25 protein-coding genes and 1 pseudogene are annotated in these 25,638 nt (G+C 63.4%); 15 read left to right on the top strand and 11 right to left on the bottom strand.

The genetic code is table 11. From position 1 onward, the window contains the following. Window positions 1–6 precede the first annotated feature (6 nt). The 5 genes from NKH52_RS08235 to NKH52_RS08215 form a co-directional block, all read right to left on the bottom strand. Window positions 7–1,287 (bottom strand): O-acetylhomoserine aminocarboxypropyltransferase, encoded by a 1,281-nt coding sequence (locus tag NKH52_RS08235; RefSeq protein WP_352729426.1) that lies wholly within the window; start codon window positions 1,285–1,287, stop codon window positions 7–9. Between the two features lie 159 nt (window positions 1,288–1,446). Then, window positions 1,447–1,968 carry a CoA-binding protein gene (locus NKH52_RS08230; RefSeq protein WP_023810278.1) on the bottom strand — a complete coding sequence of 174 codons (522 nt, stop codon included), beginning with the start codon at window positions 1,966–1,968 and terminating at the stop codon, window positions 1,447–1,449. Then, window positions 1,965–2,741 (bottom strand): AAA family ATPase, encoded by a 777-nt coding sequence (locus tag NKH52_RS08225; RefSeq protein ID WP_352729424.1) that lies wholly within the window; start codon window positions 2,739–2,741, stop codon window positions 1,965–1,967. The genes NKH52_RS08230 and NKH52_RS08225 overlap by 4 nt, the downstream gene beginning before the upstream one ends. Continuing rightward, window positions 2,741–3,163: a VOC family protein gene (locus tag NKH52_RS08220; protein ID WP_352729422.1), complete on the bottom strand. Its 423-nt coding sequence runs from the start codon at window positions 3,161–3,163 to the stop codon at window positions 2,741–2,743. Before NKH52_RS08220 ends, NKH52_RS08225 begins: the two co-directional genes overlap by 1 nt. Before the next feature lie 10 nt (window positions 3,164–3,173). After that, a complete protein-coding gene (locus tag NKH52_RS08215) occupies window positions 3,174–3,995 on the bottom strand; it encodes an enoyl-CoA hydratase (RefSeq protein ID WP_352729420.1) in 822 nt (273 codons plus the stop codon). 150 nt (window positions 3,996–4,145) lie between these two features. Between NKH52_RS08215 and NKH52_RS08210 the strand changes: the two genes are divergently transcribed. The 3 genes from NKH52_RS08210 (at window position 4,146) to rpsI (ending at window position 5,775) form a co-directional block, all read left to right on the top strand. Beyond that, a complete protein-coding gene (locus NKH52_RS08210) occupies window positions 4,146–4,610 on the top strand; it encodes a PaaI family thioesterase (protein WP_027162402.1) in 465 nt (154 codons plus the stop codon). 216 nt (window positions 4,611–4,826) lie between these two features. After that, complete coding sequence (gene rplM / locus NKH52_RS08205; protein WP_013532205.1) at window positions 4,827–5,291, top strand: 50S ribosomal protein L13; 465 nt, start codon at window positions 4,827–4,829, stop codon at window positions 5,289–5,291. A gap of 1 nt (window position 5,292) precedes the next feature. Beyond that, window positions 5,293–5,775, top strand: coding sequence for a 30S ribosomal protein S9 (gene rpsI / locus NKH52_RS08200; RefSeq protein WP_023810272.1), 483 nt, complete (start codon window positions 5,293–5,295; stop codon window positions 5,773–5,775). Window positions 5,776–5,932: 157 nt separating this feature from the next. On the opposite strand, the gene NKH52_RS08195 is transcribed toward rpsI, so the two are convergent. After that, entirely contained in the window at window positions 5,933–6,832 is a 900-nt protein-coding gene (locus NKH52_RS08195) for a LysR family transcriptional regulator (RefSeq protein ID WP_023810271.1), read from the bottom strand. Between the two features lie 91 nt (window positions 6,833–6,923). Here NKH52_RS08195 and NKH52_RS08190 point away from each other — a divergent pair. Then, window positions 6,924–7,810 (top strand): annotated as a pseudogene (locus tag NKH52_RS08190) (aldo/keto reductase family oxidoreductase). Between the two features lie 69 nt (window positions 7,811–7,879). Here the strand turns inward: NKH52_RS08190 and NKH52_RS08185 are convergent. Both NKH52_RS08185 and NKH52_RS08180 read right to left on the bottom strand, forming a co-directional pair. Continuing rightward, entirely contained in the window at window positions 7,880–8,938 is a 1,059-nt protein-coding gene (locus tag NKH52_RS08185) for a glycerophosphodiester phosphodiesterase family protein (protein ID WP_352729418.1), read from the bottom strand. Window positions 8,939–9,034: 96 nt separating this feature from the next. Next, on the bottom strand, window positions 9,035–10,243 hold the full coding sequence (locus NKH52_RS08180) for an acyltransferase family protein (protein ID WP_352729416.1): 1,209 nt from the start codon (window positions 10,241–10,243) through the stop codon (window positions 9,035–9,037). A 123-nt stretch (window positions 10,244–10,366) separates the two neighbouring features. Between NKH52_RS08180 and speB the strand changes: the two genes are divergently transcribed. From speB to NKH52_RS08160, 4 genes are all read left to right on the top strand, one after another. Next, a complete protein-coding gene (gene speB, locus NKH52_RS08175; RefSeq protein WP_127288726.1) occupies window positions 10,367–11,374 on the top strand; it encodes an agmatinase in 1,008 nt (335 codons plus the stop codon). Window positions 11,375–11,404: 30 nt separating this feature from the next. Next, a complete protein-coding gene (gene argC / locus NKH52_RS08170) occupies window positions 11,405–12,331 on the top strand; it encodes an N-acetyl-gamma-glutamyl-phosphate reductase (RefSeq protein WP_352729413.1) in 927 nt (308 codons plus the stop codon). Next, window positions 12,328–13,170, top strand: a complete 843-nt coding sequence (locus tag NKH52_RS08165; RefSeq protein ID WP_352442569.1) for an aminoglycoside phosphotransferase family protein — start codon at window positions 12,328–12,330, stop codon at window positions 13,168–13,170. Before argC ends, NKH52_RS08165 begins: the two co-directional genes overlap by 4 nt. An 82-nt stretch (window positions 13,171–13,252) precedes the next feature. Beyond that, window positions 13,253–13,570, top strand: a complete 318-nt coding sequence (locus NKH52_RS08160) for a hypothetical protein (RefSeq protein WP_352442559.1) — start codon at window positions 13,253–13,255, stop codon at window positions 13,568–13,570. 39 nt (window positions 13,571–13,609) lie between these two features. Here NKH52_RS08160 and NKH52_RS08155 read toward each other — a convergent pair whose 3' ends face one another. After that, window positions 13,610–14,701, bottom strand: a complete 1,092-nt coding sequence (locus NKH52_RS08155) for a COX15/CtaA family protein (RefSeq protein WP_352729412.1) — start codon at window positions 14,699–14,701, stop codon at window positions 13,610–13,612. Window positions 14,702–14,899: 198 nt separating this feature from the next. Between NKH52_RS08155 and NKH52_RS08150 the strand changes: the two genes are divergently transcribed. Continuing rightward, window positions 14,900–15,115 carry a DUF2842 domain-containing protein gene (locus NKH52_RS08150; RefSeq protein WP_013532215.1) on the top strand — a complete coding sequence of 72 codons (216 nt, stop codon included), beginning with the start codon at window positions 14,900–14,902 and terminating at the stop codon, window positions 15,113–15,115. A 15-nt stretch (window positions 15,116–15,130) separates the two neighbouring features. On the opposite strand, the gene NKH52_RS08145 is transcribed toward NKH52_RS08150, so the two are convergent. Beyond that, on the bottom strand, window positions 15,131–16,189 hold the full coding sequence (locus NKH52_RS08145; RefSeq protein WP_352729409.1) for a polysaccharide deacetylase family protein: 1,059 nt from the start codon (window positions 16,187–16,189) through the stop codon (window positions 15,131–15,133). Window positions 16,190–16,280: 91 nt separating this feature from the next. Here NKH52_RS08145 and NKH52_RS08140 point away from each other — a divergent pair, with 91 nt between their 5' ends. Both NKH52_RS08140 and NKH52_RS08135 read left to right on the top strand, forming a co-directional pair. Continuing rightward, complete coding sequence (locus NKH52_RS08140; RefSeq protein WP_352729407.1) at window positions 16,281–17,504, top strand: GNAT family N-acetyltransferase; 1,224 nt, start codon at window positions 16,281–16,283, stop codon at window positions 17,502–17,504. A gap of 4 nt (window positions 17,505–17,508) precedes the next feature. Continuing rightward, entirely contained in the window at window positions 17,509–18,345 is an 837-nt protein-coding gene (locus tag NKH52_RS08135; RefSeq protein ID WP_352729405.1) for a GNAT family N-acetyltransferase, read from the top strand. Window positions 18,346–18,391: 46 nt separating this feature from the next. Here the strand turns inward: NKH52_RS08135 and NKH52_RS08130 are convergent, their stop codons facing one another. Continuing rightward, a complete protein-coding gene (locus NKH52_RS08130) occupies window positions 18,392–20,662 on the bottom strand; it encodes a GumC family protein (protein ID WP_352729404.1) in 2,271 nt (756 codons plus the stop codon). A gap of 258 nt (window positions 20,663–20,920) precedes the next feature. On the opposite strand from NKH52_RS08130, the gene NKH52_RS08125 reads away from it, so the two are divergent. From NKH52_RS08125 to NKH52_RS08110, 4 genes are all read left to right on the top strand, one after another. Continuing rightward, window positions 20,921–21,484 carry a polysaccharide biosynthesis/export family protein gene (locus NKH52_RS08125; RefSeq protein ID WP_352729402.1) on the top strand — a complete coding sequence of 188 codons (564 nt, stop codon included), beginning with the start codon at window positions 20,921–20,923 and terminating at the stop codon, window positions 21,482–21,484. Window positions 21,485–21,494: 10 nt separating this feature from the next. Beyond that, window positions 21,495–22,625 (top strand): glycosyltransferase family 4 protein, encoded by a 1,131-nt coding sequence (locus NKH52_RS08120; RefSeq protein ID WP_352729400.1) that lies wholly within the window; start codon window positions 21,495–21,497, stop codon window positions 22,623–22,625. A 94-nt stretch (window positions 22,626–22,719) separates the two neighbouring features. Next, a complete protein-coding gene (locus NKH52_RS08115) occupies window positions 22,720–24,255 on the top strand; it encodes an undecaprenyl-phosphate glucose phosphotransferase (RefSeq protein ID WP_352729398.1) in 1,536 nt (511 codons plus the stop codon). Then, a complete protein-coding gene (locus NKH52_RS08110) occupies window positions 24,252–25,508 on the top strand; it encodes an O-antigen ligase family protein (protein WP_352729396.1) in 1,257 nt (418 codons plus the stop codon). The genes NKH52_RS08115 and NKH52_RS08110 overlap by 4 nt, the downstream gene beginning before the upstream one ends. Window positions 25,509–25,638 lie beyond the last annotated feature (130 nt).

Here is a 25,638-nt window from a genome sequence, read left to right as displayed (position 1 = left end):
GATCGGTCAGACCTTGGCAAGCGCCTGTTCGAGGTCGGCGACGATGTCGTTGACGTCCTCGATGCCGATCGAAAGCCGCACCGTGTCCGGTCCTGCGCCGGCCTTGACCTTCTGCTCGTCGGAAAGCTGGCGGTGCGTGGTCGACGCCGGATGGATGACCAGCGACTTGGTGTCGCCGACATTGGCGAGGTGCGAGAACAGTTCGAGCGCCTCGACGAATTTCACGCCGGCGTCATAGCCGCCCTTGAGAGCGAAGGTGAACACGGCGCCGGCGCCAAGCGGTGAGTACTTCTTCTGCAGCGCGTTGTTCTTGTCGGTCGGCAGGCCGGGGTAGTTCACCGACGCGACCTTGGGATGGTTGGACAACCAGGCAGCAACGGTGACGGCATTGTCGCAGTGGCGCTGCATGCGCAGCGGCAAGGTTTCCAGGCCGGTCAGGATGAGGAAGGCATTGAACGGCGAGATCGCCGGGCCGAGATCGCGCAGGCCGAGCACACGCGCGGCAATGGCGAAAGCGAAATTGCCGAAGGTTTCGTGCAGGACGAGGCCGCCATATTCGGGGCGCGGTTCCGACAGCATCGGATATTTGCCCGACTTCGACCAATCGAAGGTGCCGCCATCGACGATGGCGCCGCCGATCGAATTGCCGTGACCGCCGATGAATTTGGTCAGCGAATGGACGACGATGTCGGCACCATGCTCGATCGGCCGGATCAGGTAGGGCGAGGCCAGCGTGTTGTCGACGATCAACGGCAGGCCGTGCTTGCGTGCGATGTCGCCGATCTTCTCGATATCGACGAAGGTGCCGCCCGGATTGGCCAGGCTCTCGATGAAGAGAGCCTTGGTCCTGTCGTCGATCTGGCTTTCGAAGGTCGAGATGTCGTTGGTGTCGGCCCAGCGCACCTCCCAGCCGTAATTCTTGAAGGCATGGCCGAACTGGTTGATCGAACCGCCATAGAGCTTGTTGGCGGCAACAAAATTGTCGCCAGGCTGCATCAGATTGTGGAACACGATCACCTGCGCGGCATGGCCGGAGGCGACCGCAAGAGCCGCCGTGCCGCCTTCGAGGGCCGCCATGCGCTCTTCCAGCACCGCCTGGGTGGGGTTCATGATGCGGGTATAGATGTTGCCGAAAGCCTTCAGTCCGAACAGTGAGGCGGCATGGTCGGCATCGTCGAAGACGAAGGAGGTCGTCTGGTAGATCGGCGTGGCGCGAGCGCCGGTCGCCGGGTCGGGCTTGGCGCCGGCATGGACGGCGAGCGTGTTGAAACCTGGCGTGCGGGTCACTGAAAACCTCCCTGAAAAACCTTCTGAAATTCGCCGGGCATTCTTGGCGAAGCCCGGCCTCGAATGCAAAGAAGAAAATACCCTTCCGTGCAGGACCTTCTATCAAGCGGCAGGAAAATACGGCGTTTGCCGGAATAATTTTGCGCTTTCGCCCCTCGCCTATTTCTGGCGGACGCCAAAACTCTGGAAGCCAGAGCGCATCAGCGGCTTCTTCGACGACAGCACGCCGGAATTGACGCCGGTCCAGCCGATCTCGCCGGACAGCTTGCCATATTCGATCTTGGGGCAGCGGTTCATCACCACCTTGATGCCCGCCGCCTCGGCGCGTGCGGCGGCCTCGTCATGGCGCACGCCAAGCTGCATCCAGATGACTTTCGGCAGGGGATCGAGCCGCAACACCTCGTCGACGATGCCGGGCACTGCCGCCGGCGCGCGAAAAATGTCGACCATGTCGACCGGCTCCGGAATATCGGCGAGCCTGGCATAGGTCATCCGACCGAGTATCTCCTTGCCGGCCTGGCCGGGATTGATCGGGAACACCGAAAAGCCCTTGGCCAGCAGATATTTCAGCACGAAATAGCTTGGCCGCACATCATTGGCGGACGCGCCGACCATGGCGACGGTCTTCACCGAATTGAGGATGCCGGCGATGTAGGTGTTGTCGTAGCTATCGTGGATCATGCCTCGTCCTCATACAACGCCTCGTCGAGAAAGCCATCCGGGTCATTGCTAAAATCGCGCAGCATGCGGAAGTGGTCCGTGTCGCGAAAGTCGGCGGGTTCCAGCCCGAACCGGCTGATGCGGAACAGCCGCGCGCCGGGACAGGCCATCAGCAGCGGCGAATGCGTCGCCATGATCACTTGCGCGGTGCCCGACTGGTCCATGCGCCGCAGCATCTTGAGCAGTTCGATCTGGCGCGTCGGGGACAGTGCGCTCTCGGGTTCATCGAGGATGTAGATGCCTTGCCTGCGGCAGCGCTCCTCGAAAAATCGGATAAAGCCCTCGCCATGCGACCAGGACAGGAAGTCCGGCGGCGCCCCGCCAGACTCCAGCGCTGCCTGATCGAGATAGCGGGCCACGGAGTAGAAGGATTCGGCACGAAAGAACCAGCCGGCAGTGACTTTCGGCAGCCAGTGACCGCGGAAAGTGTCTGCAAGTGCTGCGCCACTCTTGTCGATGGCGCCGGCATGGTCGACCGGCCTGTAGCCCTTGCCGCCTCCGGCTTCGTCATAGCCGGCCAGTGCGCCGATCGCCTCGAGCAGCGTCGATTTGCCGGTGCCGTTCTCGCCGACAATGATGGTGATCGGCGTGGTGAATTCGAGCTCGAACTCATGGCCGCGAAACAGCGGCAGGTTCCAGGGATATTTCTCCCAGTCCGCCACGCGCTCAGCGTCAAGCAGGAAGCGCTTCAGATAGGGAGCCTTTAGCCGCGTCAGTTGCTTGCGATGGGCCATCAGCCGGGGAGCGAAATCGTGCCGTCTTCCGCGATCGGAAAGGCCGGATTGTGCGCCACTTCCCAGACATGCCCGTCGGCGTCGGCGAAGTAGCCGTACCAGCCGCCCCAAAAGGCCCGGCCGGCCGGCTTGACGATGCGGCCGCCGGCTTTTTCCGCCCTGGCGAGCACGTCGTCGACTTCGGCGTCGGAGCGGGTGTTGTAGGCGAGGTAGACCGCCGATGGCGCCGCGGCGAAGGCAATGCCGGAATCCTCTTCTGCGCTGGCACGTGGGAACAGGCCAAGAATGACGCCGCCCATCTGGAAGAAGGCGACACCGTCGGTGATACCGGCATGCCGCTTCAAGCCCATCGCCTCGTAGAAGCGCACCGCACGGCCGAGATCGTCCGTGGCGATGGTGATGATGGAGATACGCGGTTCCATGGTGCTGCTCCTATTCGTCCGTCCATTCCGGCTTGCGCTTGCCGATGAAGGCGCCGATGCCTTCCTCGGCGTCGCGCGCGAGCATGTTTTCGACCATGATCCGACCGGTATAGGCGTAGGCGTCCGCCAGCCCCATTTCGGCCTGCGCGTAAAACGCCTCCTTGCCGGTCTTGACCACCAAAGATGATTTGGAAGCAATGGTTTGCGCGTATTTGGTGACGATCTGATTCAAATATTCGCGCGGCACGACGCGGTTGACCAGGCCGAACTCCTTGGCGGTCGCCGCATCGATCGTCTCTCCGGTCAACAGCATCTCCATCGCCTGCTTGCGCGAGACGTTGCGCGACAGCGCCACCATCGGCGTCGAGCAGAACAGGCCGATGTTGACGCCCGGCGTGCAGAAGGTCGCCTCATGCGAAGCGATCGCCAAGTCGCAGCTGGCGACCAGTTGCAGCCCGGCGGCGGTGGCGAGGCCGTCGACTTCCACGATGACAGGCACGGGATGGCGCACGATGGCCTGCATCAGCGTCGCACAAGCGGCAAACGTCTCTGCGAAGAAGGCCTTGCCATGATCGGCGTCAGTGCGGCGCGCCGTCATTTCCTTGAGATCATGGCCGGCGCAGAACACCTTGCCGGCTGCCGACAAAACGATCACGCGAACCGCCTTATCGGCCTTGGCGCGCTCGAGTTCGGCCGTCAGCGCCGCCATCACCGCCAGCGACAGCGCGTTGGCGGGCGGATTGGCGAGTGTGAGGCGCAGCACGCCCTTGTCCAGTCGTGCAACAACCGGACCCTCAACGGCGGCAGGCTTGATGGCAAGGATTTCGGCCATGGATAAGGTCTCCGCGATTCCGCTGGGGCTGCCAGAGTATCTAATACCGGATCAGATTTCGTCCAACACCGATCGCTTGCACCAGGGGACGAAGATTGTCAGAAATGCCGCGCCGCGCCCATACAGGTAGGCCAAAAACGAGAGACCGACATGCCCGCCCAAACCAATTTGAAGCCGGTGCTGACCGCGCAACAAGTCAATGCGCTGATGGAGACCGTCTATCCGCAGCTCAATGAGCAGTTCAAATATTTCGAGGCGATCGACGTGTTCCCCGGCGGCTGCACCGTGCGGCTCAACGCCGGCGAGCGGCACTTGCGTCCGGGCGGCACCGTATCCGGCCCTTCGCTGTTCACGCTGGCCGACATTGGCGGCTACGTCTGCGTGCTCAGCCATGCCGGGCCGGATGCGCTTTCCGTTACCGTCAACCTCGACATCAATTTCGTGCGCAAGGCCGAGGCCGGACCGATCGATGGCCATTGCCGCATCCTGAAGCTGGGAAAAAGCCTGATGGTGTTCGATATCGACATCGTCGCCGGCCCGGACGGACACACGGTGGCGCACGCCACCGGCACCTATTCGATCCCGCCAAAGCGAAATGGCGATGTGGTAAAATAATACCTTTTAACTAAACTATTGTTTTTGCAGTACTTTACCTGCTATCGACCGTTTCGTGCACCTTGACGCCACAAACACCCTCGCCTATAAGCCCATCACGAAGCAGCGGCCCGCAAAGGCCGCCGTTTTGTTATTGGCGGCGGGCAGCGTCCTTCCGACAATCCAAGCAACAAGAAACGCCTTCCCTCGTGAAGGTCAGAACCGAGAGCAGAAAACATGACAACCTTTTCGCAGAAGCCTGCGGATGTGGTGAAGAAGTGGATCCTGATCGACGCCGAAGGTCTCGTCGTCGGTCGTCTGGCCACTGTCATCGCCAATCATCTTCGCGGCAAGCACAAGCCGACCTTCACCCCGCATGTCGACGACGGCGACAACGTCATCGTCATCAATGCCGACAAGGTGGTGTTCACCGGCAAGAAGTTCACCGACAAGGTCTATTACTGGCACACCGGCCACCCAGGCGGCATCAAGGAGCGCACCGCGCGCCAGCTGCTCGAGGGTCGTTTCCCCGAGCGTGTCGTCGAGAAGGCCGTTGAGCGCATGGTCCCGCGTGGCCCGCTCGGCCGTCGCCAGATGAAGAACCTGCGCGTCTATGCAGGTGCCGAGCATCCGCATGTCGCCCAGCAGCCCGTCGTGCTCGACGTGGCCAAGCTGAACGCCAAGAACAAGAAGGTCGCATAAGATGGCTGAGCTTTCCTCGCTCGCAGAACTGGGCGCCGCCACCGGCAACACCAATACCCAGCCGGCGGCCCCCGTCCACGTCCAGAAGCTCGACAAGTCGGGCCGCGCCTATGCCACCGGCAAGCGCAAGAACGCCATTGCGCGCGTCTGGGTGAAGCCGGGTTCCGGCAAGATCATCGTCAACGACAAGGAATTCGCGACCTATTTCGCGCGTCCGGTCCTGCAGATGATCCTCAACCAGCCGATCATCGCCTCCAACCGCGCCGGGCAGTACGACATCGTCGCGACCGTCGTCGGCGGCGGTCTCTCCGGCCAGGCTGGCGCCGTGCGTCACGGTATCTCCAAGGCGCTGACCTACTACGAGCCGACGCTGCGCGCCGTGCTCAAGAAGGGCGGCTTCCTGACCCGCGACAGCCGCGTCGTCGAGCGCAAGAAGTACGGCAAGGCGAAGGCCCGTCGTTCGTTCCAGTTCTCGAAGCGCTAAACGCTCCGCAGCTTCAGACCATCGAAAGGCCGCCTCCGGGCGGCCTTTTTGTTTGCGGCTCGGCAGTCACCCCATCCGCGCCTGCGGCGCGACCTCCCCTCGATGGGCAGGTCGGCGCGTAGTGCCGGGTGGGCTGATGGCGCCGTCACAAAACAGGTCAGGCCTTGCCGCCCTTGATATAGTCGATGAACGCCCGCAGCGGGGCCGGAACCAGGCGCCGGCCGGGATAATAGAGGAACGGTCCGGGAAAACTCGGCCACCACGGTTCGAGAATGGGCTCAAGCGCGCCGCTTTCGAAGTAAGGGCGAAGCCAGCCCTCGAAGAGGCCGATGATGCCGGTGCCCGCGATGGCCGTATCGACGGCAAGATCGGTCGCGCCGCCGATGCGCACGATCAGCGGCCCTGTCGGATCGACCCGCACCACCTCACCGTCGCGCTCGAACTCCCAGGGCAGCATCGCACCGCTGGCAAAGCGCCCGCGCACGCAAGAGTGGCCAAGCAGGTCGCTCGGGTGTTGCGGTCGCCCATGGCGAGCAAGATAGGCAGGGCTGGCGGCGGTGGCGAAGCGCTGCACGCGCGGTCCGATCGGCACCGCGATCATGTCCTGCTCCAGCCGCTCGTCATAGCGGATGCCGGCGTCACACCCGGCCGCCAGCACATCGACAAAGTTCTCATCGGCGATCACTTCCAGGCGGATGCCGGGATAGGCGGCGAGGAAACCCGGCACGATATCGGGCAAGATCAACCGCGCGGCGCTGACCGGCACATTGAGACGCAGCGAGCCCGCCGGCCTGTCGCGAAAGCCGTTCACCACGTCCAGCGCCGCCTCCACCTCCGACAGCGCAGGGCCAAGCCGCTCCAGCAGGCTGAGGCCCGCCTCGGTCGGGACAACGCTGCGCGTCGTGCGGTTGAACAGCCTGACACCGAGCTGCACTTCCAGGCGACGCACCGCCTCACTCAAGCCGGAGGCGCTGCCGCCGCTCGCACGCGCGCCATCGCGAAAACCGCCGGCGCGCGCCACCGCCACGAAGGCGTTCAGATCGCTGAGGTCCATCATTGTTCGCCATTCCGCACGGCCTGTGTGGATTGTACCGGATTATCACAAGGTTGGGCAGCGCCTATCTCTGCCTCCTCAAAGGAGATCAATCATGTCCAATATTCAACAGGCCGGCACCTTCACCCCCGTCACCTTCAAGCTTGGCAGCCATACCGTGAAGCGGCTCGGCTACGGCGCCATGCAACTCGCCGGACCCGGCGTGTTCGGGCCGCCCAAGGACCATGACGCGGCATTGGCCGTGCTGCGCGAGGCCGTTGCGCAAGGGATCGACCATATCGATACCAGCGACTTCTACGGTCCGCACGTCACCAACCTTTTGATCCGCGAAGCGCTGGCGCCCTACCCTGACGATCTCGTCATCGTCACCAAGATCGGCGCGCGGCGCGGGCCCGATGGCTCCTGGCTGCCGGCTTTCTCTCCCGAGGCGCTGACCCAGGCGGTGCACGACAATCTAAGCAATCTTGGGCTCGATGTGCTCGACGTCGTCAACCTGCGCATCATGTTCGATACCCATGGCCCCGCCGAGGGATCGATCGAAGCGCCGCTCGCCGTCCTGGCCGAGCTTCAACAACAGGGCATGGTCAGGCACATAGGACTGAGCAACGTGACGCCGGCGCAGATCGCGCAAGGACGCGGGATCGCCGAGATCGTCTGCGTGCAGAACCAGTACAATCTTGCCATCGCGGCGACGACGCCCTGATCGACGACCTTGCCCGCGACGGCATCGCCTATGTGCCGTTCTTCCCGCTCGGCGGCTTCAATCCTCTGCAATCCTCCACCCTGTCGGACGTCGCAGCGCGGCTCGGCGCCTCGCCGATGCAGGTCGCGCTCGCCTGGCTGCTGCGCCGCGCGCCCAACATCCTGCTGATTCCCGGCACATCGTCGGTCGGACATTTGCGGGAAAACCTCGCTGCTGCCGAACTCAAGCTTTCGGACGATGTGCTGGGGGAGTTGGATGGGATGGCTAAGGCGGCCTGAGGCTAGCCAATCTCCCCCCTCGTGGGCATCTCCCCCACGAGGGGGGAGATTGGCTGCTGCAGCCGCCGCTTAATTGATACTCGCCGTATTCGCCGGCTCAACGGGCCGCGCCTCGTTCGCATAAGGCACGCGAAAACCGTTCACCGCCAGCCAGCCAATGGCCGCCTTCGGCTCGTCGGTCTGGATGATTGTGGCGCCGCGATCGGCCCAGAAACCCCAGGCTTCGCGCGGCAGGCTGGCCTGTACGGCCAGTTCGTCACCGCGGCCGCCCGCCAGGAAGCCGCCCGGTTTGTTGGCGATGGCGTAGGTGTCGGCCCAGATGTGCCAGTTGCCCCTCACCGCGGCCGCGCGCATGCGCGTGCTGAACAGCGGCCCGCCGGCTTCGGTCAGCGTGTCGGCGCCTGCCCGCCAGTTGATGAGCTCGATCGCGCGCGGCGAAAAGGCATGGTCGACCGTCCGGGCGAAGCCGGCATCACGCACCGCATCATCGGCGATGATCGGCATGAACTGGAAGCCGCCGCCGATAGCGGTCATTGCCGCCTTGACCGTGGTGATCCGGTTCTGGTTCCACAAATTCTCCTTGACGATGACCTGCTCGGCCATGCCGAGATCGCGAGCCACCGCGATCATGCCCGAGAGGTCGCCGACGTCGAGCTTGTTGTCGAGGTTGATGAGGATCCTGTCCCTGGTCGCCATCAGCATCTCGCGCAACGTCGAGACTGTTTCACCTGTCACCGCATCGGTGCCTTCGACCACCAGCCTGCAGGTCTTCAGTTCGGCCAGTGTGTATTTGACCACCTCGCCCTTGCAGGTCGTGGTGCGGTCGAGCCAGCTGTCATGCATGACGACGAACTCACCGCCCTTCGAGCGCCTGATGTCGACCTCGACGATTTCGGCGCCCATGGCGATCGAGCCTTCGACGGCGGCGATCGAATTTTCCGCATAGAGCGTCTTGCCGGCCTGCATGCTGCCGGCGCGATGCGCGGCCACCATGACGTGGTCGCGCCACTGGTTGGCGTGCTCGAAGCGGTCGAGGATCTGTCTGGCGCGGGTTTCGCCGGCCAAGGCTTGGCCAGAGGCCGCCGCCAGGGCCGTGTAAAGCAGAAGGCTCAGCCAGATGGTCCGCATCGAGAATCGCTCCTTGCCGGATCGACACCCGGATAGGCGACGCCCGTGACAGGGAGGTGAACGAAGCCGGCTAGCGGAATACTCGCAGCAGGTGCCTCAGATGCGTTTCGAGAGCCGGCGGAACCACGCCATGGCCGGCATCTCAATGAGGCGCCAAGTGATCCAGGAGGCGGCAATGGTGGCGGCGAGCATGACGGCGATCGCCACCGCTCCCATCCAGCCGGCACCGAAGCCGGTGGCAGGCTGGCCGCGCAGCGTGAAGTCGCCGATCAGGCCGAGGCCGAGCTTGCGCTCGACAAGCCCGGCGACGTTGATCATGCGCGCCTGGACGAAAATGTGGACCATGTAGATCGAGTAGGACAGCGCGCCGAGGGTCAGCATGAACGGGGCTCTCAGCAAGGCGCTGATCCAGCCGCCTTCATGGGCGAACAGAAACAGCGCCAGCGCGAACACCAGGGGGGCCGCGATGCCAAAATCATTGTCGCCCGCCAGCGAGACGAAAAGCACGATGACGGCCACCATGACGATCTCGGCAAGGGTCCAGGCCATCCGCGGGCCACTCCTGGCCAGGACCTGTCGCGCCCCTGCAATGGAATCATGCTGAAACCAGGCCAGCAAGGCGCCGAGCGAGAAGCCATACAGGCAGCGGATGAAGCCGAAATCGAAGGACACATCCATATGATGGGTCGAGAAGCCGAGCAGGAACAGCGGTGCGGTGACGGCGGCGGCAACGAACCATATCCAGGCGCGCGCGCCGGCGACGAAGACCACGCCGGCAAACAAGAGATAGGCGAAGAACTCGGCCGAAATGCTCCAGCTCGGCGCATTCCAGGTCAGCTGATCTTCAAAACCGACACCCTGGAGCAGGAGAAGATTGGCAAGCAAACTCTTGAGATCGAAGCCGCCGGTGAAGGGAGCAGCCCCGGTTCCATGCAGTTGCGGCAGCATCAGCCGCAGCAGCTCGAAGCCGGCAAAGGCGGCAAGCATGAGCAGGTGCAGCGGGTAGATGCGGCCGAAACGGACCAAGGCGAAGCGCGCGACCTGTTCCGGCTGGTTCAGCCGATCGCCGTAGCTGCTGGCGATGACGAAGCCGGAAAGGACGAAGAAGAAGTCGACGAACAGGTAGGACGAACCGATGAAGGCGCTTTGCGAAATCGTCGAAGCGGTCGGAAAGTGAAACAGCGCCACCAGAAGCGCGCAGATGCCACGCCACGAATCGAGCACCAGGAAGCGTTCACCGGCGACCGTGCCGGTGTGGGTCGACGCCGCGGCACGGGTGGGGTTGAGAAACGCGGTCTGCGTCATGATGATACAATCCTGTCTTGCCGTGGCACTCGGGCAGCGCCATTCCGTCTCGCCAAGCTGTGACTGGCATCTTCCGTGCCGGTTCTGTAGTTGTTGCAACCCGATGAAAAACGAGGATCCGTAATGGCGAACAACAACATCGACAACGCCTTCACCGCCCGTTCCAAAACGGGCGCCGCGTTCGAGCCGACCTATTCCGGCGCGCTGTCGTTCATGCGGCGCAAATACACCAAGGACGTGAAGGGCGCGGATGCTGTGGTGTGGGGTATTCCCTTCGATGCCGCCGTCACCAACCGGCCGGGCGCCCGCTTCGGGCCGCAGGCCATCCGCCGCGCCTCGGCGATCCTCGACAACGACCCGCAATATCCGTTTTCACGCGATCTGTTCGAGCATCTGGCGGTCGTCGACTATGGCGATTGCCTGCTCGATTCGGGCAATCACCAGAAGACCCCCGGCACGATCGAGCGCGAAGCGGCCAAGATCCTCAAATCCGGCGCCTTCCTGCTGACGCTCGGCGGCGACCATTTCGTCACCTGGCCGCTGCTCAAGGCGCATGCCGCCATCCATGGTCCGCTCGCCTTGGTGCAGTTCGACGCCCATCAGGATACCTGGCCGGACGACGGCAAGCGCATCGACCACGGATCCTTCGTTGGCCGCGCCGTCAAGGAAGGCATCATCGATCCCGACCGTTCGATCCAGATCGGCATCCGCACCCATGCGCCCGACACGTTCGGCATCAAGATCCTCCATGGCCATGAAATCGAGGAGATGCGGGCGTCCGACATCGCCTACGCCATCGTCGACCGCACCGGCGGCAAGAAGACCTATCTCACCTTCGACATCGACTGCCTCGATCCGGCCTATGCGCCTGGCACAGGCACGCCAGTTGCCGGCGGGCCGTCGTCGGCGAAGATCCTGTCGACGCTGCGTCAGCTCAACCAGGTCGACATTGTCGGCGCCGATGTCGTAGAGGTTGCGCCGGCCTATGATCACGCCGATATAACGGCGATCGCCGGCTCGATGGTGGCCATGCAATATCTCGGCCTGCTGGCTGAGCGAAAGGCCCGGCTTGAAGAGTTGAACAACGGCAACCACAATGGTGCCGCAGTGATTCAAGGTCAGGGCATATAATCTTGAAATATCAGGGAATTTGATCAACCCATGAAACCGAAAATCTTCATCGACGGCGAACACGGCACCACCGGCCTGCAGATCAGGGCGCTGCTTGCCGAGCGCAGTGATCTGGAGATCATTTCCATCCCGACCGAGCGCCGCAAGGAAACGGCGGCACGCGCCGAGTTCCTCAACGCCGCCGATGTCGCGATCCTGTGCCTGCCCGACGACGCGGCGAAGGAAAGCGTCTCGCTGATCGCCAACGACACCACCAAAGTCATCGATGCGTCGACCGCGCATCGCGTGGCGGAAGGCTGGGCGTATGGTTTCGCCGAGATGGACAAGGACCAGGCAAAGGCGATCGCCTCGGCAAAACGCGTCGCCAACCCCGGCTGCTGGCCGCAGGGACCGATCGCCACGCTGCGGCCGCTGGTCGCCGCCGGCCTGCTGCCGGCCGATTTCCCGATCACCGTCAACGGCATTTCGGGCTATTCGGGCGGCGGACGGCCGATGATCGAGGACTATGTCGCCAAGGGCGAGGACGCCTCGGAATTCCTGCCCTACGGCCTCACCCTTCAGCACAAGCACGTGCCGGAATTGAGGGCCTATGCCAGGCTGTCGCATGATCCGATCATGCAGCCGGCGGTCGGCAATTTCGCGCAAGGCATGATCACTGTCGTGCCGTTGCAGCTTGGCGGCCTCGACCATGTGCCGACCGGTGCGGAGCTGCATGCGGCGATTGCCGACCATTTCGCCGCCATCAAGGGCGGCGTGGTCGAGGTGGCGCCCTATGCGCATTCGGAGCGCATGCCGGAGATCGATCCCGAGGTCTACAACGGCACCAACCGGATGAAGGTCTATGTCTTCGCCAATGACAAACGGGCGCAGGCCCTGCTGCTGGCGGTCTATGACAATCTCGGCAAGGGTGCCTCGGGTGCCGCCGTGCAGAACATGGACCTGATGCTCGGCCTCTGATGGACACGCCCGCCTTTCCGGTGCGCTGGAACGTCAGCGCGCCCGAACTCATTGCCGAGACCTTTTCGAGCCGCATCTGGAAGGTTTTGCGCGAAGATGGATCGCCGGCGATCGTCAAGGCGCTCAAGCCTTTCGATGATGTCGCCGACGAGTTGCGCGGCGAGCACTATCTCGCCTGGCGGCGCGGCGAAGGCGCGGTGCGCCTGCTCGGCCGCGACGGCCACAGCATGCTGCTCGAATATGCGGGTGAAACCCTGCTTTCAGAGGTGCTCGACGGACAGGGCGACAACGCCGCCACCGAAATCGCGGCCGAGGTGATGGCGAAACTATTTTCACAGGGGAAAGACCCCTTCCCGCCCGAGCTTCAGCCGCTCCGGGAACGGTTTTCAAGCCTGTTCAAGAAGGCGACAATCGACCGCGATTCGGGCCATGACAGCCTCTATGTCGAGGCCGCCATCATCGCCGATCGACTGTTGGCCAATCCGCACGATATCAGGCCCCTGCATGGCGACCTGCATCACGAAAACATCCTGCACGGGCCGCGCGGCTGGCTGGCCATCGATCCGAAGGGCGTTCTCGGCGACCCCGGCTTCGACGCCGCGAACATGTTCTACAACCCGCTCGACCGGGACGAGCTTTGCCTCGATCCGGAGCGGATCGCGTATATGGCCGAGATCTTCGCCAAAACACTGGGCCAGACGCCACCAGCCGTCCTTGATCATGCCATCGCCTATGGTTGCCTGTCGGCTGCCTGGCATCATGAGGACGACAATGCGGTCGAGGAGAACCGCGAATTGTCGATCGCCGGGGCGATCCGGGCGGTGCGGGCAAGCTTGTGATCGCGGGGCTGCGGTGCGGTGCTAACCGCTTGTTCACCACAATGGGCTACTGACAGGTCTCGGCTTCACTTCGGGATTTGTCATGGTCAGCGCGATTTCGGGTTCCTCCCAGGCAACCCAGTATTCCTCGTCCAGCTCGTCGAGCAATGCAGCCCAGGAGGCCGCACTCGAAAAGCAGATCCAGGACCTGGAAGACCAGGCCAAGGCGATCACGGATCAGGTCAAGGCTGCCCAGGTGCAGCAGGATATCGCCACGGCCCAGGCCAGGCTTGATGCTCTCAAGGCCGCCGATAAGGCAGCCAATGCCGCTCAAGACCAGTCCGCACCATCCGCCGCGGCGTTGCGGCAGGCGGAATTCGACGGCGACAAGACGACATCTTCAAACGAATTCTGGATGTAACTGGCGAATTCTGGATGTGACCGGTCGATCGGCTCGGGATCAGCCCCTGAGCGCGATTGCATGCGGCAAGGGATAGGCGCCCTTGGTGCCGCGCCAATGCGCTGCTGCAAAGCCCAGCACGATCAGCGCAAATCCCTGATGGGTCAGCGCCATATGCAGCGGCACATGCATCAGCAGCGTGCCGATGCCGATCGAGGCCTGCACCAGCACAGCCAAGAACAGCAGCGTCGCGCGGCGCGCATGCGTTGTTTCAGGCAGCCGCCGGCGCGTGGCGATCACGTGCCACAACGCCACGACGAATACCGTGTAAGCGCCAAGCCGATGGACGAACTGCACCGTCTTCGGGCTCTCGAAAAAATTGCGCCATGCCGGCTCGAGGATCAGCAGATCGCCCGGGATGATCTTGCCGTCCATCAACGGCCAGGTGTTGTAGCTGAGGCCGGCGTCGAGCCCGGCGACCAGGCCGCCGAGATAGATCTGGATCAGCGCCAGCAGCACGATGAAGCCGGCCAGCCTCTGCGTCGATCCATCGGCGGCAGGCTCGGAATGCGGCGCCAACCCTCGCGCGACCACCATGGTGGCGGTGAAGATCAGCGCGGCAAGCGTCAGGTGGGTCGCCAGCCGGTACTGGCTGACGGAGACGCGGTCGACCAATCCTGAAGCCACCATCCACCAGCCGATGGCGCCCTGCAGACCGCCAAGCAGGAGAATGCCCACGAGTTTCGGGCCCAGGCCGCGCTCGATGCGGCGCGTCGCCCAGAAAAACAGCAGCGGCAACGCAAAGACCAGACCGACGCTGCGGGCCAGGATACGGTGCGCCCATTCCCACCAGAAGATCGACTTGAAGGCCTCGATGCTCATGCCCTTGTTGAGCTCGGCATATTGCGGGATCTGCTGGTAGAGCTGGAATTCCTCTTGCCACTCGGCATCGTTGAGCGGCGGGATCACGCCGTGGATCGGTTTCCACTGCGTAATCGACAGGCCGGAATCGGTCAGCCTGGTGGCACCGCCGACCAGCACCAGCGCAAACAGCACCAGAAGCACCACATAGAGCCAGCCGCGCAGCAGCGCCCGGTTATGCAGGTCGCGGTCGCGGGCGACGTATGGGGCGGCAGCTGATATGGCAGCCATGATCTTGTCCCGGCATGTTGATTTGGCGGATTGGTGGACCATCGCACCCGTGCTGGCAAGACCATACGGCGCGGCACGCCGTCGCGCCGCGTCTCACCGGTTGCACAGTCTCGCCTCAAGGCCTATGCGATGCCAATACCCCTTGAGCCTGCCAGGCCACTTGTGCGAATTCCGGCATGCTCGATCAGGAGACCAGCCATGCCCCTGCGCCTGAAAAAGCTGATCGGAATGTTTCTGCTGGTGGCGCTGGTCATCATCTATGCGCTGGTCGCATCGATCTTCGCGGTCGCCCGGCTCTCGGAGTCGGGTCCGTGGGTACATTTCCTTTTCTTCCTGCTCAGCGGCCTGCTCTGGGTGCTGCCGGCAATGGGCATCATCAAATGGCTGATGCTGGAGCCGAGGGCCAAGCGCTAGGCGAAACCGCCAGCGTCAGATGGTGACGACCATCTTGCCGGCATTGGCGAGCGGCGTCGTCACGCCCGACAGCATGGTGCGGATGTGGGCGAGGCTCTGATAGCGGCCGTTGACGGAAATGCGCGGCAAGGCATGCAGGAACCCTGCATGTTCGGCGCGCAGCACGCCGTGGCGCGTCGTCACGGCGGAGGTATAGCCTGCGTCGCGGGCAAAGCCCACTTCGCGACAGCCGACGGCGCTGGCATAGCCATAGGGATAAGCGAAATGGCGGGGCTCTTCGCCCAGTTCGGCCTGCAACATGGCGCGCACGGCGCCAACCTCGTGCCGGGCATCGGCTTCGGAGAGCCGCTTCAGGTTGCTGTGGTTGATCGTATGGGCGCCGATCGTCACCAGCGGATGCGCGGCGATGCGACGGATTTCATCCCAGCTCATCAATGTGCGCAAGCGTGGGCCGTCGGCGTCGATGCCGTTTGCGCGAGCCAGGTCACGCAACACGGCCTGCAGGTCCTCCTCGCGGACTTCCGAGGTGAGATAGGCGTGCAGGCGTGCATTGGCCTGCAATTTCTTCGCGGGGGTCGAGCAATCGATCGTCAGCGGACCCTTCGGCCGCGTCAGCGTCAAGGTATCGCGCGCGTTGACGATGTCCTCGACTACATCCCACCACAGGTCGGCTGTGCCGTTGATCAGCCCGGGTGCGACATAGATGGTGATCGGCGCGCCGTGCTTCTCGAGCACCGGCAACGCCTCGGTCATGTTATCGCGATAGGCGTCGTCGGCGGTGATCGTGGCAAACTGACCGCTCTTGCCGCCCGCCTTGATGCGCTTAACGGCTTCGTCCATGGAAACAAAGGCATAGCCATGCGCCTTCATGTCGGCGATCATGGCGTCAAGGAAGCCGGGCGCGATATTCAGATGCCGGTTGACGCTGTCGGGCCGTTCCGGCGTCGCGGTAACACGGTGCAGCATCAGGATGGCGCCAATGCCGCCGATGAACGGCTTGGCCAGCGGTGCAAGGCCGGTATAGCGGGCGACGTTCAGCGCCAGTTTCCGGATTGCCTCCCCGCCGTCGATCATTCATTCACCTTTTGCGCCTAGGCTGATCCAAGCACGGAATGCGCCTATGCGAACCCCCAAATCGCGATCAATACGCCCTAAGGATTGAGGTATGGTTGACGCAACTGCGTCATTTGATGGCAATCGGCTTGCGGCGACCGAGGCATCGTCGCGGGCCTTGCCACGGGACCATGCCGGCCTGTCGATTTCAGTGGTGTCCGCGGACGGACTCGCGGCCTATGCCGAGTTCTGCCGCTCGGCTTTGTTTGCGCCACCGCAGAGTGCTGCCTGGATCCTGAACTGGGCGGCTGAGGTCGAACCGGATCTGCTTGTCGCGACGCTGAGTGTCGAGGGCAAACCGGTTTTTTCGCTGGCGCTGGAGGTTGCCTCCAAGGGGCTGTTCCGGATCGCCCGCTTCATGGGTGGGCGCCACGCCAACGGCAACTTCGTCGCCGCGGACCCGAACTGGCTGGCCAAGGCGGATATACCGGCCCTCCGATCGGTACTGGCGGCCATCGCCAAGGCACGCCCGGACGTCGATCTGGTCGCGCTCGAGCGGTTGCTGCCCGATCTCCACGGCGTCGCCAATCCGCTCGCATCGCTTGACCATTTTTCCAGCCCCAATCTGTCGCTGGCCGTCGATCTCGCCGGCGGCTTCGATGCGCTGCTTTCCCGCGCCAGCGGCAAACGCAAACGCAAGAAGCACCGGTCGCAGATCCGGAAATTCGAGGCCGTAGGCAGCTATCGGCGCATCGAGACCCGCACCCCCGACGAGGTGGACAGGCTGCTCGACGCCTTCTTCGAGATGAAGGAGCTCCGCTTCCGCAAGATGGGCATCGCCAATGTTTTTGGCGACGCGCAGGTACGCGGCTTCTTCCGAGCGCTGTTCATGCAGGCGCTTGCCGAGGACAAGCCTTCGTTCGTGCTGCACGGACTCGAGGTTGCCGGCAAGCTGCGCGCCATCACCGGTTCAAGCCGCTCGGGCAAACGCCTGATCTGCGAATTCGGAGCGATCGCCGAGGACGATCTCGGGCACGCCAGCCCCGGCGACTTCCTGTTCTTCGACAACATCCAGGAAGCCTGCGAGACCGGTTTCGAGGTCTATGACTTTTCGGTCGGAGATGAGCCTTACAAGCGGCTGTGGTGCGATATCGAAACGCGGCATTTCGAAGTGCTGGTCCCCTTGACCGTGAAGGGCCGCATGCTGGCGCTGACGCTTCGGCAAGGCGCGCGGCTGAAAGCCTTCGTCAAGAACAGCCCGACGATCTGGAAGCTGACCAAGGTGCTGCGCCGCAAAGCCGCCGGCCAGGCAGCGCCCGCGGAGGAAGATAGCTAGCGCCATGAAGCCGATCATCCGCACACTGTCCCTGCAGGAACTGGCGCTTCTCGTCGACTGGGCGGCGGCGGAAGGCTGGAACCCAGGTCTTGAAGACCCGGCGATGCTCCAGGCGGCGGACCCCGAAGGCTTCATCGGCGCCTTTGTCGGCGACGACATGGCCGCGGCAATTTCGGCCGTGGCCTATGGAAGCGAATTCGGTTTCATCGGCCTCTACATCTCCCGGCCTGACATGCGCGGCATGGGCTACGGCAAGGCTGTGTGGGACGCCGGCATGAAAAGGCTCGCGGGCCGGACCGTCGGCCTTGACGGCGTCGCCGAGCAGCAGGCCAATTACCGGCGCAAGGGCTTCGCGCCGGCCTACGAGACCATCCGCTTCACCGGGCGCAAGGCAGGCCCGGCGGTCAGGGACGATGGGTTGCGGATGATTACGACGCAGCTCCTGTCCGACATCGTCGCCTATGACTCCCATTGCTTTCCGGCGCCCCGAGGCACCTTTCTGAAGCGATGGCTGCAGGAGCCGCATCATGGGCTGGCGGCGATCGGTTCGCGCGGCGTGACCGGTTTTGGCGTGGCGCGCCGCTGTCGATCCGGCTTCAAGATCGGCCCGCTGTTTGCCGACGGTATGGAAATCGCTTTGCAACTCCTGGAGGGACTGGCCCGTGCCTGTGAGGGCGGCGAGCTGCACATCGACGTCCCAGCCGATAACACCGGCTTCATAACTGCGCTCGATGCGGCCGGCTTTGCGCCGACCTTCACCACCACGCGCATGTACAAAGGTCCTGCCCCGGAACTGGACCTGCAAAGGGTGTTCGGCGTAACGACGCTTGAACTGGGATAGATCGGGCGAACCGCAGAACGGTTCCGCCAAGCGATCCGCGGCTCCCTCAGGCAGCGGCAGTGCGCCGTCCCGGGACCGGATTGCCGGGCGGTTCGTGGCCGAGCGGCGTCACCAGCGTCAGGTCGGGGTAGCCGTTCTCGATCAGCTTGACCGCAGCCTGCGTCACCTCATCGTCGGCCTCCAGCATGGAGAGAAAGACCTCGGTGGCATCGCCGGTCAGGCGGCCGATGCCTTGCGCGTCGGCCGGTCCGCACTCGACCACGACCAGGTCGTAGGCTGTCGTCAGCGACTGCATGATGATCGGCAGCCGGTCGGCAGCACGCATGGCACGAACCGGATCGGCGGTTCCGACGGGAATGACGTGACAGTCCGAATAGAGATCGGCGTGGATGACGTCGCTGAACTGCGCTTCCGAAGCGAGCAGGTTGGTGATGCCCGGGAAAAGGCCGCTGTCCAGCATCGGCCGCGAGGCGGCCCCCGATGCGGTGAGGTCCAGCAACAGCACGCGCAGGCCGGCGTCGGCGACCTCGCGCGCCACCAGGATCGCGGATGCAGCCGCCTCGTCGCCTTCCGGCGAGACGAATATGGCGCGCGCCGCACCGCTGGAGATCAGCTTTTCGGCAGCCTTCTCGATGTCGATCTCGCCCAGCGTCGAACGCACCGGTTCGGGCTCGACAGCCGTCCGCTCGGTGGTCACCGCATCGGGCATCACAACCCTATCAGGCGCCTCGGCCACGGTTGGCATTGCGGCGGTATAGGACTCCGCATCTGCTTCAGGCGGTAGTTCCGGCATCTCCTGGCGAACGATGGGTTCCTGGAAGACGGCAGGCTCGTGGCGGACAAATGGCTTGGCGACCGGCGCCTGCGCCACCTGGGGCATCGCGACCTCATCGATCCGTTCGAAACGGGAACCGCTCGCCGGCCGCATCGCGCGGCCTGAAAACAGCTCCCGCAGAAGCGTCACGATGGCCATGATCAGCAGCGATGCGGCGAAAGCCGCGCCGACGATCGGCCCGACCTTCGGGAAATAGGCCTCGGAGGGAACCGAAGCCTTCGAGGCGATCCGCGCGTCGACCGGCAGATAGTTGCGATCCTGGCGCGAAGCGGCTTCGCGGTAGTTGGTCAGGTACAGCTCGAGTTGCTGTCGCTTGGCGGTCGCATCGCGCTGCAGTGCGTCCAGATCGACCTGTTGTTCGCCGGCCTGCGCCGAAGCGGCCTTCAACGTGTTGACGTCCGCGACAAGCTGGTTCTCGCGGGCCTTTGCCGTCTCGGCCTGCATCAACAGGCCTTTCATAATCTTCTGGGCCTCGCTGCGGATCTGTGCGTCGAGATCGGACAGTTGCGATTTCAGCGCGCGAATGCGCGGATGATTGCCAAGCAGTGTCGTCGACAGATCGGCGATGTTGGAGCGCAATTCGACCTGTCGCTCACGCAAGCGCTGGATCAGGTCCGACGACAGAACCTCCGGCACGGCATCCAGCGAACCGCCATTCTGCAGCGCCCTGCGCACACCGTCGGCGGTCGCTTCCGCAGCGGCGCGGTTGGCGCGCACCTTCGACAGTTCGCTCGACAGTTCCGAAAGCTGCTGGGTGGCCAACACCGAATTGTTGCCACCCATCAGAAGATCGGACTGGGCGCGGTAGGCGGCGACCTTCGCCTCGGCATCCTTGACCTGCCGCTGCAGGTCGGCGATCTCCGGCGCCAGGAAGTCGGCGGCGGCGCTGTTCGATTCGAGCTTGGCCGCCCCTTGCCCCGCTATATAGGCGGCGGCGATGGCGTCTGGTATGGCGGCCGCGAGCTTGGGATCTTCCGATGAGAACTCGATGGCAATGATGCGGGTCTTCTCGACGCCGTAGACGTTGAGCTTCTCGTGCATTTTCTTGAGCACGCGCTCTTCCGTCGGAATTTCCATCGGATCGCTTTTCAGGCCGACCAGAACCAGAGCGCGGCTCAACGCCGACATGTCGAGCGCTTCATTGAACTCGGGCAGTTTTTCCAGACCAAGCTTTTGCGAGACCTGCTTGAGGATTTCGTTGGAGGAAATGATCTGGACCTGAGTGGCGACGCCCTGCTCGTCGAGAATAGGCTTGTCGGTGTCGTTGTTGTTGCTGGCCGGCCGCGTATAGATGGATTCGCGCGGCGCGATCTCCACCTGCGTCTCCGCCTTGTAGTGCCGGGTTGCCAGCGAGGCAAAAGCGAAGCCCAGCCCGGTAGCCAACAGGACGACGAGGACTATACGCAGCCAATTCCTCGCCAGGCTGGCGAAGAGCTGCCTGAGATCAACGTCGACATCTGCGGCCGCGGACTGAACGGACATGCATCCCTACTCCGATACTGGGTCAGCACGCACCGTAAACAACTATGGTAACTCAGCCGTTAAGATCGCGGTAAGTTTCCGTTAGGGTTTACTGGCGGGTGACAAACAAAACCGCCAAAAATCACAAAAACTCTTGCCGATGCGCCACGTGTCGGCCGCTCCCTTTACCGGCCATTAACCCTAACAGGATGATAACGGACCTCGATCCCTAGAGTTGCTGCGACGTTGCAGCGACCAGTCGAAGGTACCTGTCCGGCCATGAAAAGCACTGCTTCCATGTTTCGCGCGCTGCTTGCCGTATCGATGCTGGCTGGCTGTTCCAGCTACCGGCCGACGCCGGCCGCCTTCCATGAGGTGCTCGATCAGCCCTACCGTCTTGGCGCCGGCGACCGCGTCCGCGTGACCGTGTTCGAGCAGGACGGGCTGACCAACACCTACAGCGTCGATCAATCCGGCTATCTCTCCTTCCCGCTTGTCGGCGCCATACCAGCGCGCGGCCACACCGCGCAGCAAATGGAAAAGGAGATTGCCGACAAATTGCGGCAAGGCTATCTGCGCGATCCCGACGTTTCGGTCGAGATCGACCGCTACCGCCCGATCTTCGTCATGGGCGAAGTGGGTGCCGCCGGCCAATATTCCTATGTTCCCGGCCTGACGGTGCAGAAGGCGATCGCCATTGCCGGCGGCTTCACGCCGCGCGCCAACCAGGAAAGCGTCGACATCACCCGCGACATCAACGGCAAGGTGATGACCGGCCGCGTGGTCACCTCCGACCCGCTGCTGCCGGGCGATACGGTCTACGTCCGCGAACGTCTGTTCTGACAGATACCACGTGGCGGACAGGCTCAGGATCGTCCATTGCTTTCGCTCACCCGTCGGAGGAATTTTCCGGCATGTGCGCGACCTGGCCGAGGCGCAGGTCGCCGCCGGGCATTCCGTCGGCATCGTCTGCGATTCGACGACAGGCGGCGCGTTCGAGGAACATTTGTTCGATCAGATGAAGGACATGCTGGCGCTCGGCATTCATCGCACGCCGATGCAGCGCCACGTCGGTCCCGGCGATCTTGCCTCGGCCTGGCGCACGTACAGGATCATCAAGGAATTGCGGCCGGACGTACTGCACGGGCACGGCGCCAAGGGTGGCGCCTATGCCCGTCTGTTCGGCTCATTGTTGCGGGTATCAAGGTCTCGCGTAGCCCGCCTTTATTCGCCGCATGGCGGCTCCCTCCACTATGACGAGAACACGGTCATCGGAAAGCTGTTCTTCGCGCTCGAGCGCTTCATGGCTCGCTTCACCGACTATTTGCTGTTTGTCTCGGACTATGAGCGGCGGACCTATCGCCACAAGGTCGGCGAGCCGCCCATTCCCAACACCCTCGTCTATAACGGCCTGCGCGCCACAGAATTCGAGCCGGTGATCACCGCGCCGGACGCTGCCGACCTGCTTTACATCGGCATGATGCGCGACCTGAAGGGACCGGACATCTTCATTGATGCATTGGCGCTCGCCGGCCCGCGGTTCGGCCGCGCGCTGACCGCCGTGATGGTCGGCGACGGCGACGACCTTCCGCGTTATCACGGGCAGGTGAAACGCCTCGGGCTCGAGCGCCATGTCCGCTTCCTGCCGCCGATGCCGGCCAGGGAGGCCTTTGCCCTTGCCGCGCTTATCATCGTTCCCTCGCGCGCCGAAGCCATGCCCTATATCGTCCTGGAAACGCTTGCCGCGGGAAAGCCGATGATCGCAACCGCGGTCGGCGGCATTCCGGAGATATTCGACACAGGTTCCTCTGCCCTGATCCGACCTGACCCGATCGAGCTCGCCGACAGGATGAGCCAGGCGCTGGCCGACCCCGCCGCCTATCGCGACCTGATGCCCGACGGCGCCAACCTCAAGGCACGCTTCGGCGCCGATGTGATGGCCGCCGACATCGAGAAGGCCTATTTCGCCGCGCTCGACAGGTAGGCGCAGGACCAAGCCGTTCCAAAGCCATACGTTGTTTCAAGGGTTTCTTAGCTCTCTTTTGCTATGACCGTGGGGAAGCTTGCGGAAAGCCCTCATGAACGAGATCGACCCCGCGCGCCGCTTTTCAGCAGAGGCGGTGCGTAAATTCGACGGCCCGGCCGATGGCGACACGCCAAGCGGCATGAACGATGTCGCCCGCCAGGTCGCCTCGCAGTACAGGCGCGATACGATGTCGCCGATCATGGTCAGCGGTGTCCTGCGCATGGTCGAATTCGGCTTGCTGTTCCTGTCCGGACTCGCCGTCTATTTCCACTATGTCGGGTTCTTCAACTATCTCGCCTGGCAATATCCGGTGACGATCGCAGCGGGCTCGTTCCTTGCCGTGGTGCTGCTCGACGTCACCGACTGCTACCAGATCGTCGCCCTGATGCGGCCCATCGCCAATTTCGGCCGCGTGCTGCTCGTCTGGGCCGGCACTTTCGCCCTGATGGCGCTGACGGCATTCGTCATGAAGATGTCGCAGGACTATTCGCGCCTTTTGTTCGGCAGCTGGTTCGTCGTCGGCTTCGTTCTCATCTTCGGCCTCAGGCTGGTGATGTCGAAGCTGATCCGGACCTGGGCGCGCGATGGCCGCATGGAGCGGCGCGCCGTCATCGTCGGCGGCGGCAAGGCGGCGGAAATCCTGATCCGCTCGGTCGAAAAGCAGCCCTACAACGATATCCGCATCTGCGGCATCTTCGACGATCGCGGCGACAAGCGCTCGCCGCCCATCGTCGCCGGCTACCCCAAGCTCGGCACCATTTCGGAACTGATCGAATTCGCCCGCATCGCCCGTATCGACATGCTGATCGTATCGCTGCCGCTGACCGCCGAATCGCGCGTTCTGCAGCTGCTGAAGAAGCTGTGGGTGCTGCCGGTCGACATCCGGCTTTCGGCGCATTCCAACGCGCTGCAATTTCGCCCGCGCGCCTATTCCTACATCGGCGCGGTGCCGATGCTCGACATCTTCGACAAGCCGATCAACGACTGGGATTCGGTCGCCAAGCGCGCCTTCGACATTGTCTTCAGCCTGATCGGCATCGTCGTGTTCTCGCCGGTGATGCTGGCGACCGCCATCGCCATCAAGCTCGACAGCAAGGGGCCGGTGCTGTTCCATCAGAAGCGGCACGGTTTCAACAATGAGATCATCGAGGTCTACAAGTTCCGTTCGATGTATACGGACAAGGCCGATCCGACCGCCAAGCAGACGGTGACCAAGAACGACCCGCGCGTCACCCGTGTCGGCCGCTTCATCCGCAAGACCTCGATCGACGAGCTGCCGCAGTTCTTCAACTCGCTCCTGGGTTCGCTGTCGCTGGTCGGCCCGCGTCCGCACGCCATCGCCGCGCAGTCGCATAATTTGCTCTACAACGAAGTGGTCGACGGCTATTTCGCCCGCCACAAGGTCAAGCCCGGCGTCACCGGCTGGGCGCAGATCAATGGCTGGCGCGGCGAGATGGACACCAACGAAAAGATCCGCATGCGGACGGAGTATGACCTCTACTACATCGAGAACTGGTCGCTGCTGTTCGATTTGCGGATCCTGTTCCTCACGCCGCTCCGGCTGCTCAACACGGAAAACGCCTATTGAGCGCGATCAGCCATGATCTGCCGCGCGCGGCGGTCAACGCCAAGCTGGTCGCGCTGATTTCCTCGGGCGCGGTCTTCCTCGGCATTCTGCTGTCCGGCTTCGTCATCAGCGAGCCGGCGCCCTATGAGCTCTACATGGCCGGGCTGATCGCCATCTGGGCGCTTTTCGGCTTGCGGATTTCCCGCGCGGCCACGCCGCTGCTGGTGCTGCTGGTGACGATGAACATCGGCGGCATGATCTCCATGACGCAGATGGCGGACCTCGCCAACACGCCGCTCTATCTCGCCGTCTCGCTGTTTCTCGCCTTCAGCGCGGTGTTCTTCGCATCGATCACCGCCGTACAGCCGGGCCTCTACCGATTGATCTTCATTGCCTATGTGGTTTCGGCCGTGGCCACCTCGCTGCTTGGCATTGCAGGCTACTTCCATGCCTTTCCGGGCGCGGAGATGTTCACCAAATACGATCGTGCCGCCGGCGCCTTCCAGGACCCGAACGTGTTCGGCCCGTTCCTGGTGCTGCCCGGCATCTATCTGCTCTATCTGCTTTTGACCGGACCGGTGACACGCATGCCGCTGCTGGCGGTACCGCTGCTGATCATCACCGCCGGCATCTTCTTCTCGTTCTCGCGCGGCGCCTGGGGCATGTTCGCCGTCTCGGCCGTCCTGCTCACCGGCAGCCTGTTCCTGCAGAGCGCCAGCGGCAAGTTCCGGCTGCGCGTGGTGGTGATGACGATGGCCGCTCTGGCGCTGCTGGTCGTCGCCATGATCGTCATCCTGCAGCTGCCCGGCGTGTCGGAGATGTTCTCCAACCGTGCCCATCTCGAACAGAGCTACGACACCGCCCGCCTCGGCCGTTTCGCCCGCTACGGCATCGGCTTCCAGATGGCGATGGAGCACCCGTTCGGCATCGGCCCGCTGGTCTTCGGCACGATCTTTGGCGAGGACACCCACGACATCTGGCTGAAAATGCTGATGGACTATGGCTGGCTCGGCTTCGTGTCGTTCCTCACACTCGTCGCCTGGACGATGGCAGCCGGATTCCGCATCCTGCTGCGCGACCGGCCGTGGCAGCCCTATCTGTTGTGCGCCTATGTCGCCTTCATCGGCAATATCGGGCTCGGCACCTTCATCGACATCGACCACTGGCGCCATGTCTACCTGCTGCTCGGCCTGATCTGGGGCGCCATCGCGCTGGAATACAGGCACCAGCGGCTATTGCGGCCCGCCTTGCAGGGCTCGCCGGCACCGGCATAAAAGTCGCGGGAGTGAAGGGCTTCACGCTGGCCTTCGGTGGAGATCCCGCCCGCCCTACACCACGGCGATGACAGCTTCGAGAGCCTGCTTCCCGAAACGGAATTGCGAATACGAAGTTTCTGATGGATCT

Source organism: Mesorhizobium sp. M1066 (genome assembly GCF_040318635.1).
GTDB lineage: Bacteria > Pseudomonadota > Alphaproteobacteria > Rhizobiales > Rhizobiaceae > Mesorhizobium.
The sequence above is the reverse complement of the archived record's forward strand: the minus strand, read 5'-3'. Positions and strand labels throughout refer to the sequence as shown.

Bases quoted from the DNA above. Each gene is read 5' to 3' on its own strand.
- NKH52_RS08230 (WP_023810278.1), bottom strand. From the start codon at position 1,968: ATGATCCACGATAGCTACGACAACACCTACATCGCCGGCATCCTCAAT.
- NKH52_RS08225 (WP_352729424.1), bottom strand. From the start codon at position 2,741: ATGGCCCATCGCAAGCAACTGACGCGGCTAAAGGCTCCCTATCTGAAG.
- NKH52_RS08220 (WP_352729422.1), bottom strand. From the start codon at position 3,163: ATGGAACCGCGTATCTCCATCATCACCATCGCCACGGACGATCTCGGC.
- NKH52_RS08215 (WP_352729420.1), bottom strand. From the start codon at position 3,995: ATGGCCGAAATCCTTGCCATCAAGCCTGCCGCCGTTGAGGGTCCGGTT.
- NKH52_RS08210 (WP_027162402.1), top strand. From the start codon at position 4,146: ATGCCCGCCCAAACCAATTTGAAGCCGGTGCTGACCGCGCAACAAGTC.
- rplM (WP_013532205.1), top strand. From the start codon at position 4,827: ATGACAACCTTTTCGCAGAAGCCTGCGGATGTGGTGAAGAAGTGGATC.
- rpsI (WP_023810272.1), top strand. From the start codon at position 5,293: ATGGCTGAGCTTTCCTCGCTCGCAGAACTGGGCGCCGCCACCGGCAAC.
- NKH52_RS08195 (WP_023810271.1), bottom strand. From the start codon at position 6,832: ATGATGGACCTCAGCGATCTGAACGCCTTCGTGGCGGTGGCGCGCGCC.
- NKH52_RS08185 (WP_352729418.1), bottom strand. From the start codon at position 8,938: ATGCGGACCATCTGGCTGAGCCTTCTGCTTTACACGGCCCTGGCGGCG.
- NKH52_RS08180 (WP_352729416.1), bottom strand. From the start codon at position 10,243: ATGACGCAGACCGCGTTTCTCAACCCCACCCGTGCCGCGGCGTCGACC.
- speB (WP_127288726.1), top strand. From the start codon at position 10,367: ATGGCGAACAACAACATCGACAACGCCTTCACCGCCCGTTCCAAAACG.
- argC (WP_352729413.1), top strand. From the start codon at position 11,405: ATGAAACCGAAAATCTTCATCGACGGCGAACACGGCACCACCGGCCTG.
- NKH52_RS08160 (WP_352442559.1), top strand. From the start codon at position 13,253: ATGGTCAGCGCGATTTCGGGTTCCTCCCAGGCAACCCAGTATTCCTCG.
- NKH52_RS08155 (WP_352729412.1), bottom strand. From the start codon at position 14,701: ATGGCTGCCATATCAGCTGCCGCCCCATACGTCGCCCGCGACCGCGAC.
- NKH52_RS08150 (WP_013532215.1), top strand. From the start codon at position 14,900: ATGCCCCTGCGCCTGAAAAAGCTGATCGGAATGTTTCTGCTGGTGGCG.
- NKH52_RS08145 (WP_352729409.1), bottom strand. From the start codon at position 16,189: ATGATCGACGGCGGGGAGGCAATCCGGAAACTGGCGCTGAACGTCGCC.
- NKH52_RS08140 (WP_352729407.1), top strand. From the start codon at position 16,281: ATGGTTGACGCAACTGCGTCATTTGATGGCAATCGGCTTGCGGCGACC.
- NKH52_RS08135 (WP_352729405.1), top strand. From the start codon at position 17,509: ATGAAGCCGATCATCCGCACACTGTCCCTGCAGGAACTGGCGCTTCTC.
- NKH52_RS08130 (WP_352729404.1), bottom strand. From the start codon at position 20,662: ATGTCCGTTCAGTCCGCGGCCGCAGATGTCGACGTTGATCTCAGGCAG.
- NKH52_RS08125 (WP_352729402.1), top strand. From the start codon at position 20,921: ATGAAAAGCACTGCTTCCATGTTTCGCGCGCTGCTTGCCGTATCGATG.
- NKH52_RS08115 (WP_352729398.1), top strand. From the start codon at position 22,720: ATGAACGAGATCGACCCCGCGCGCCGCTTTTCAGCAGAGGCGGTGCGT.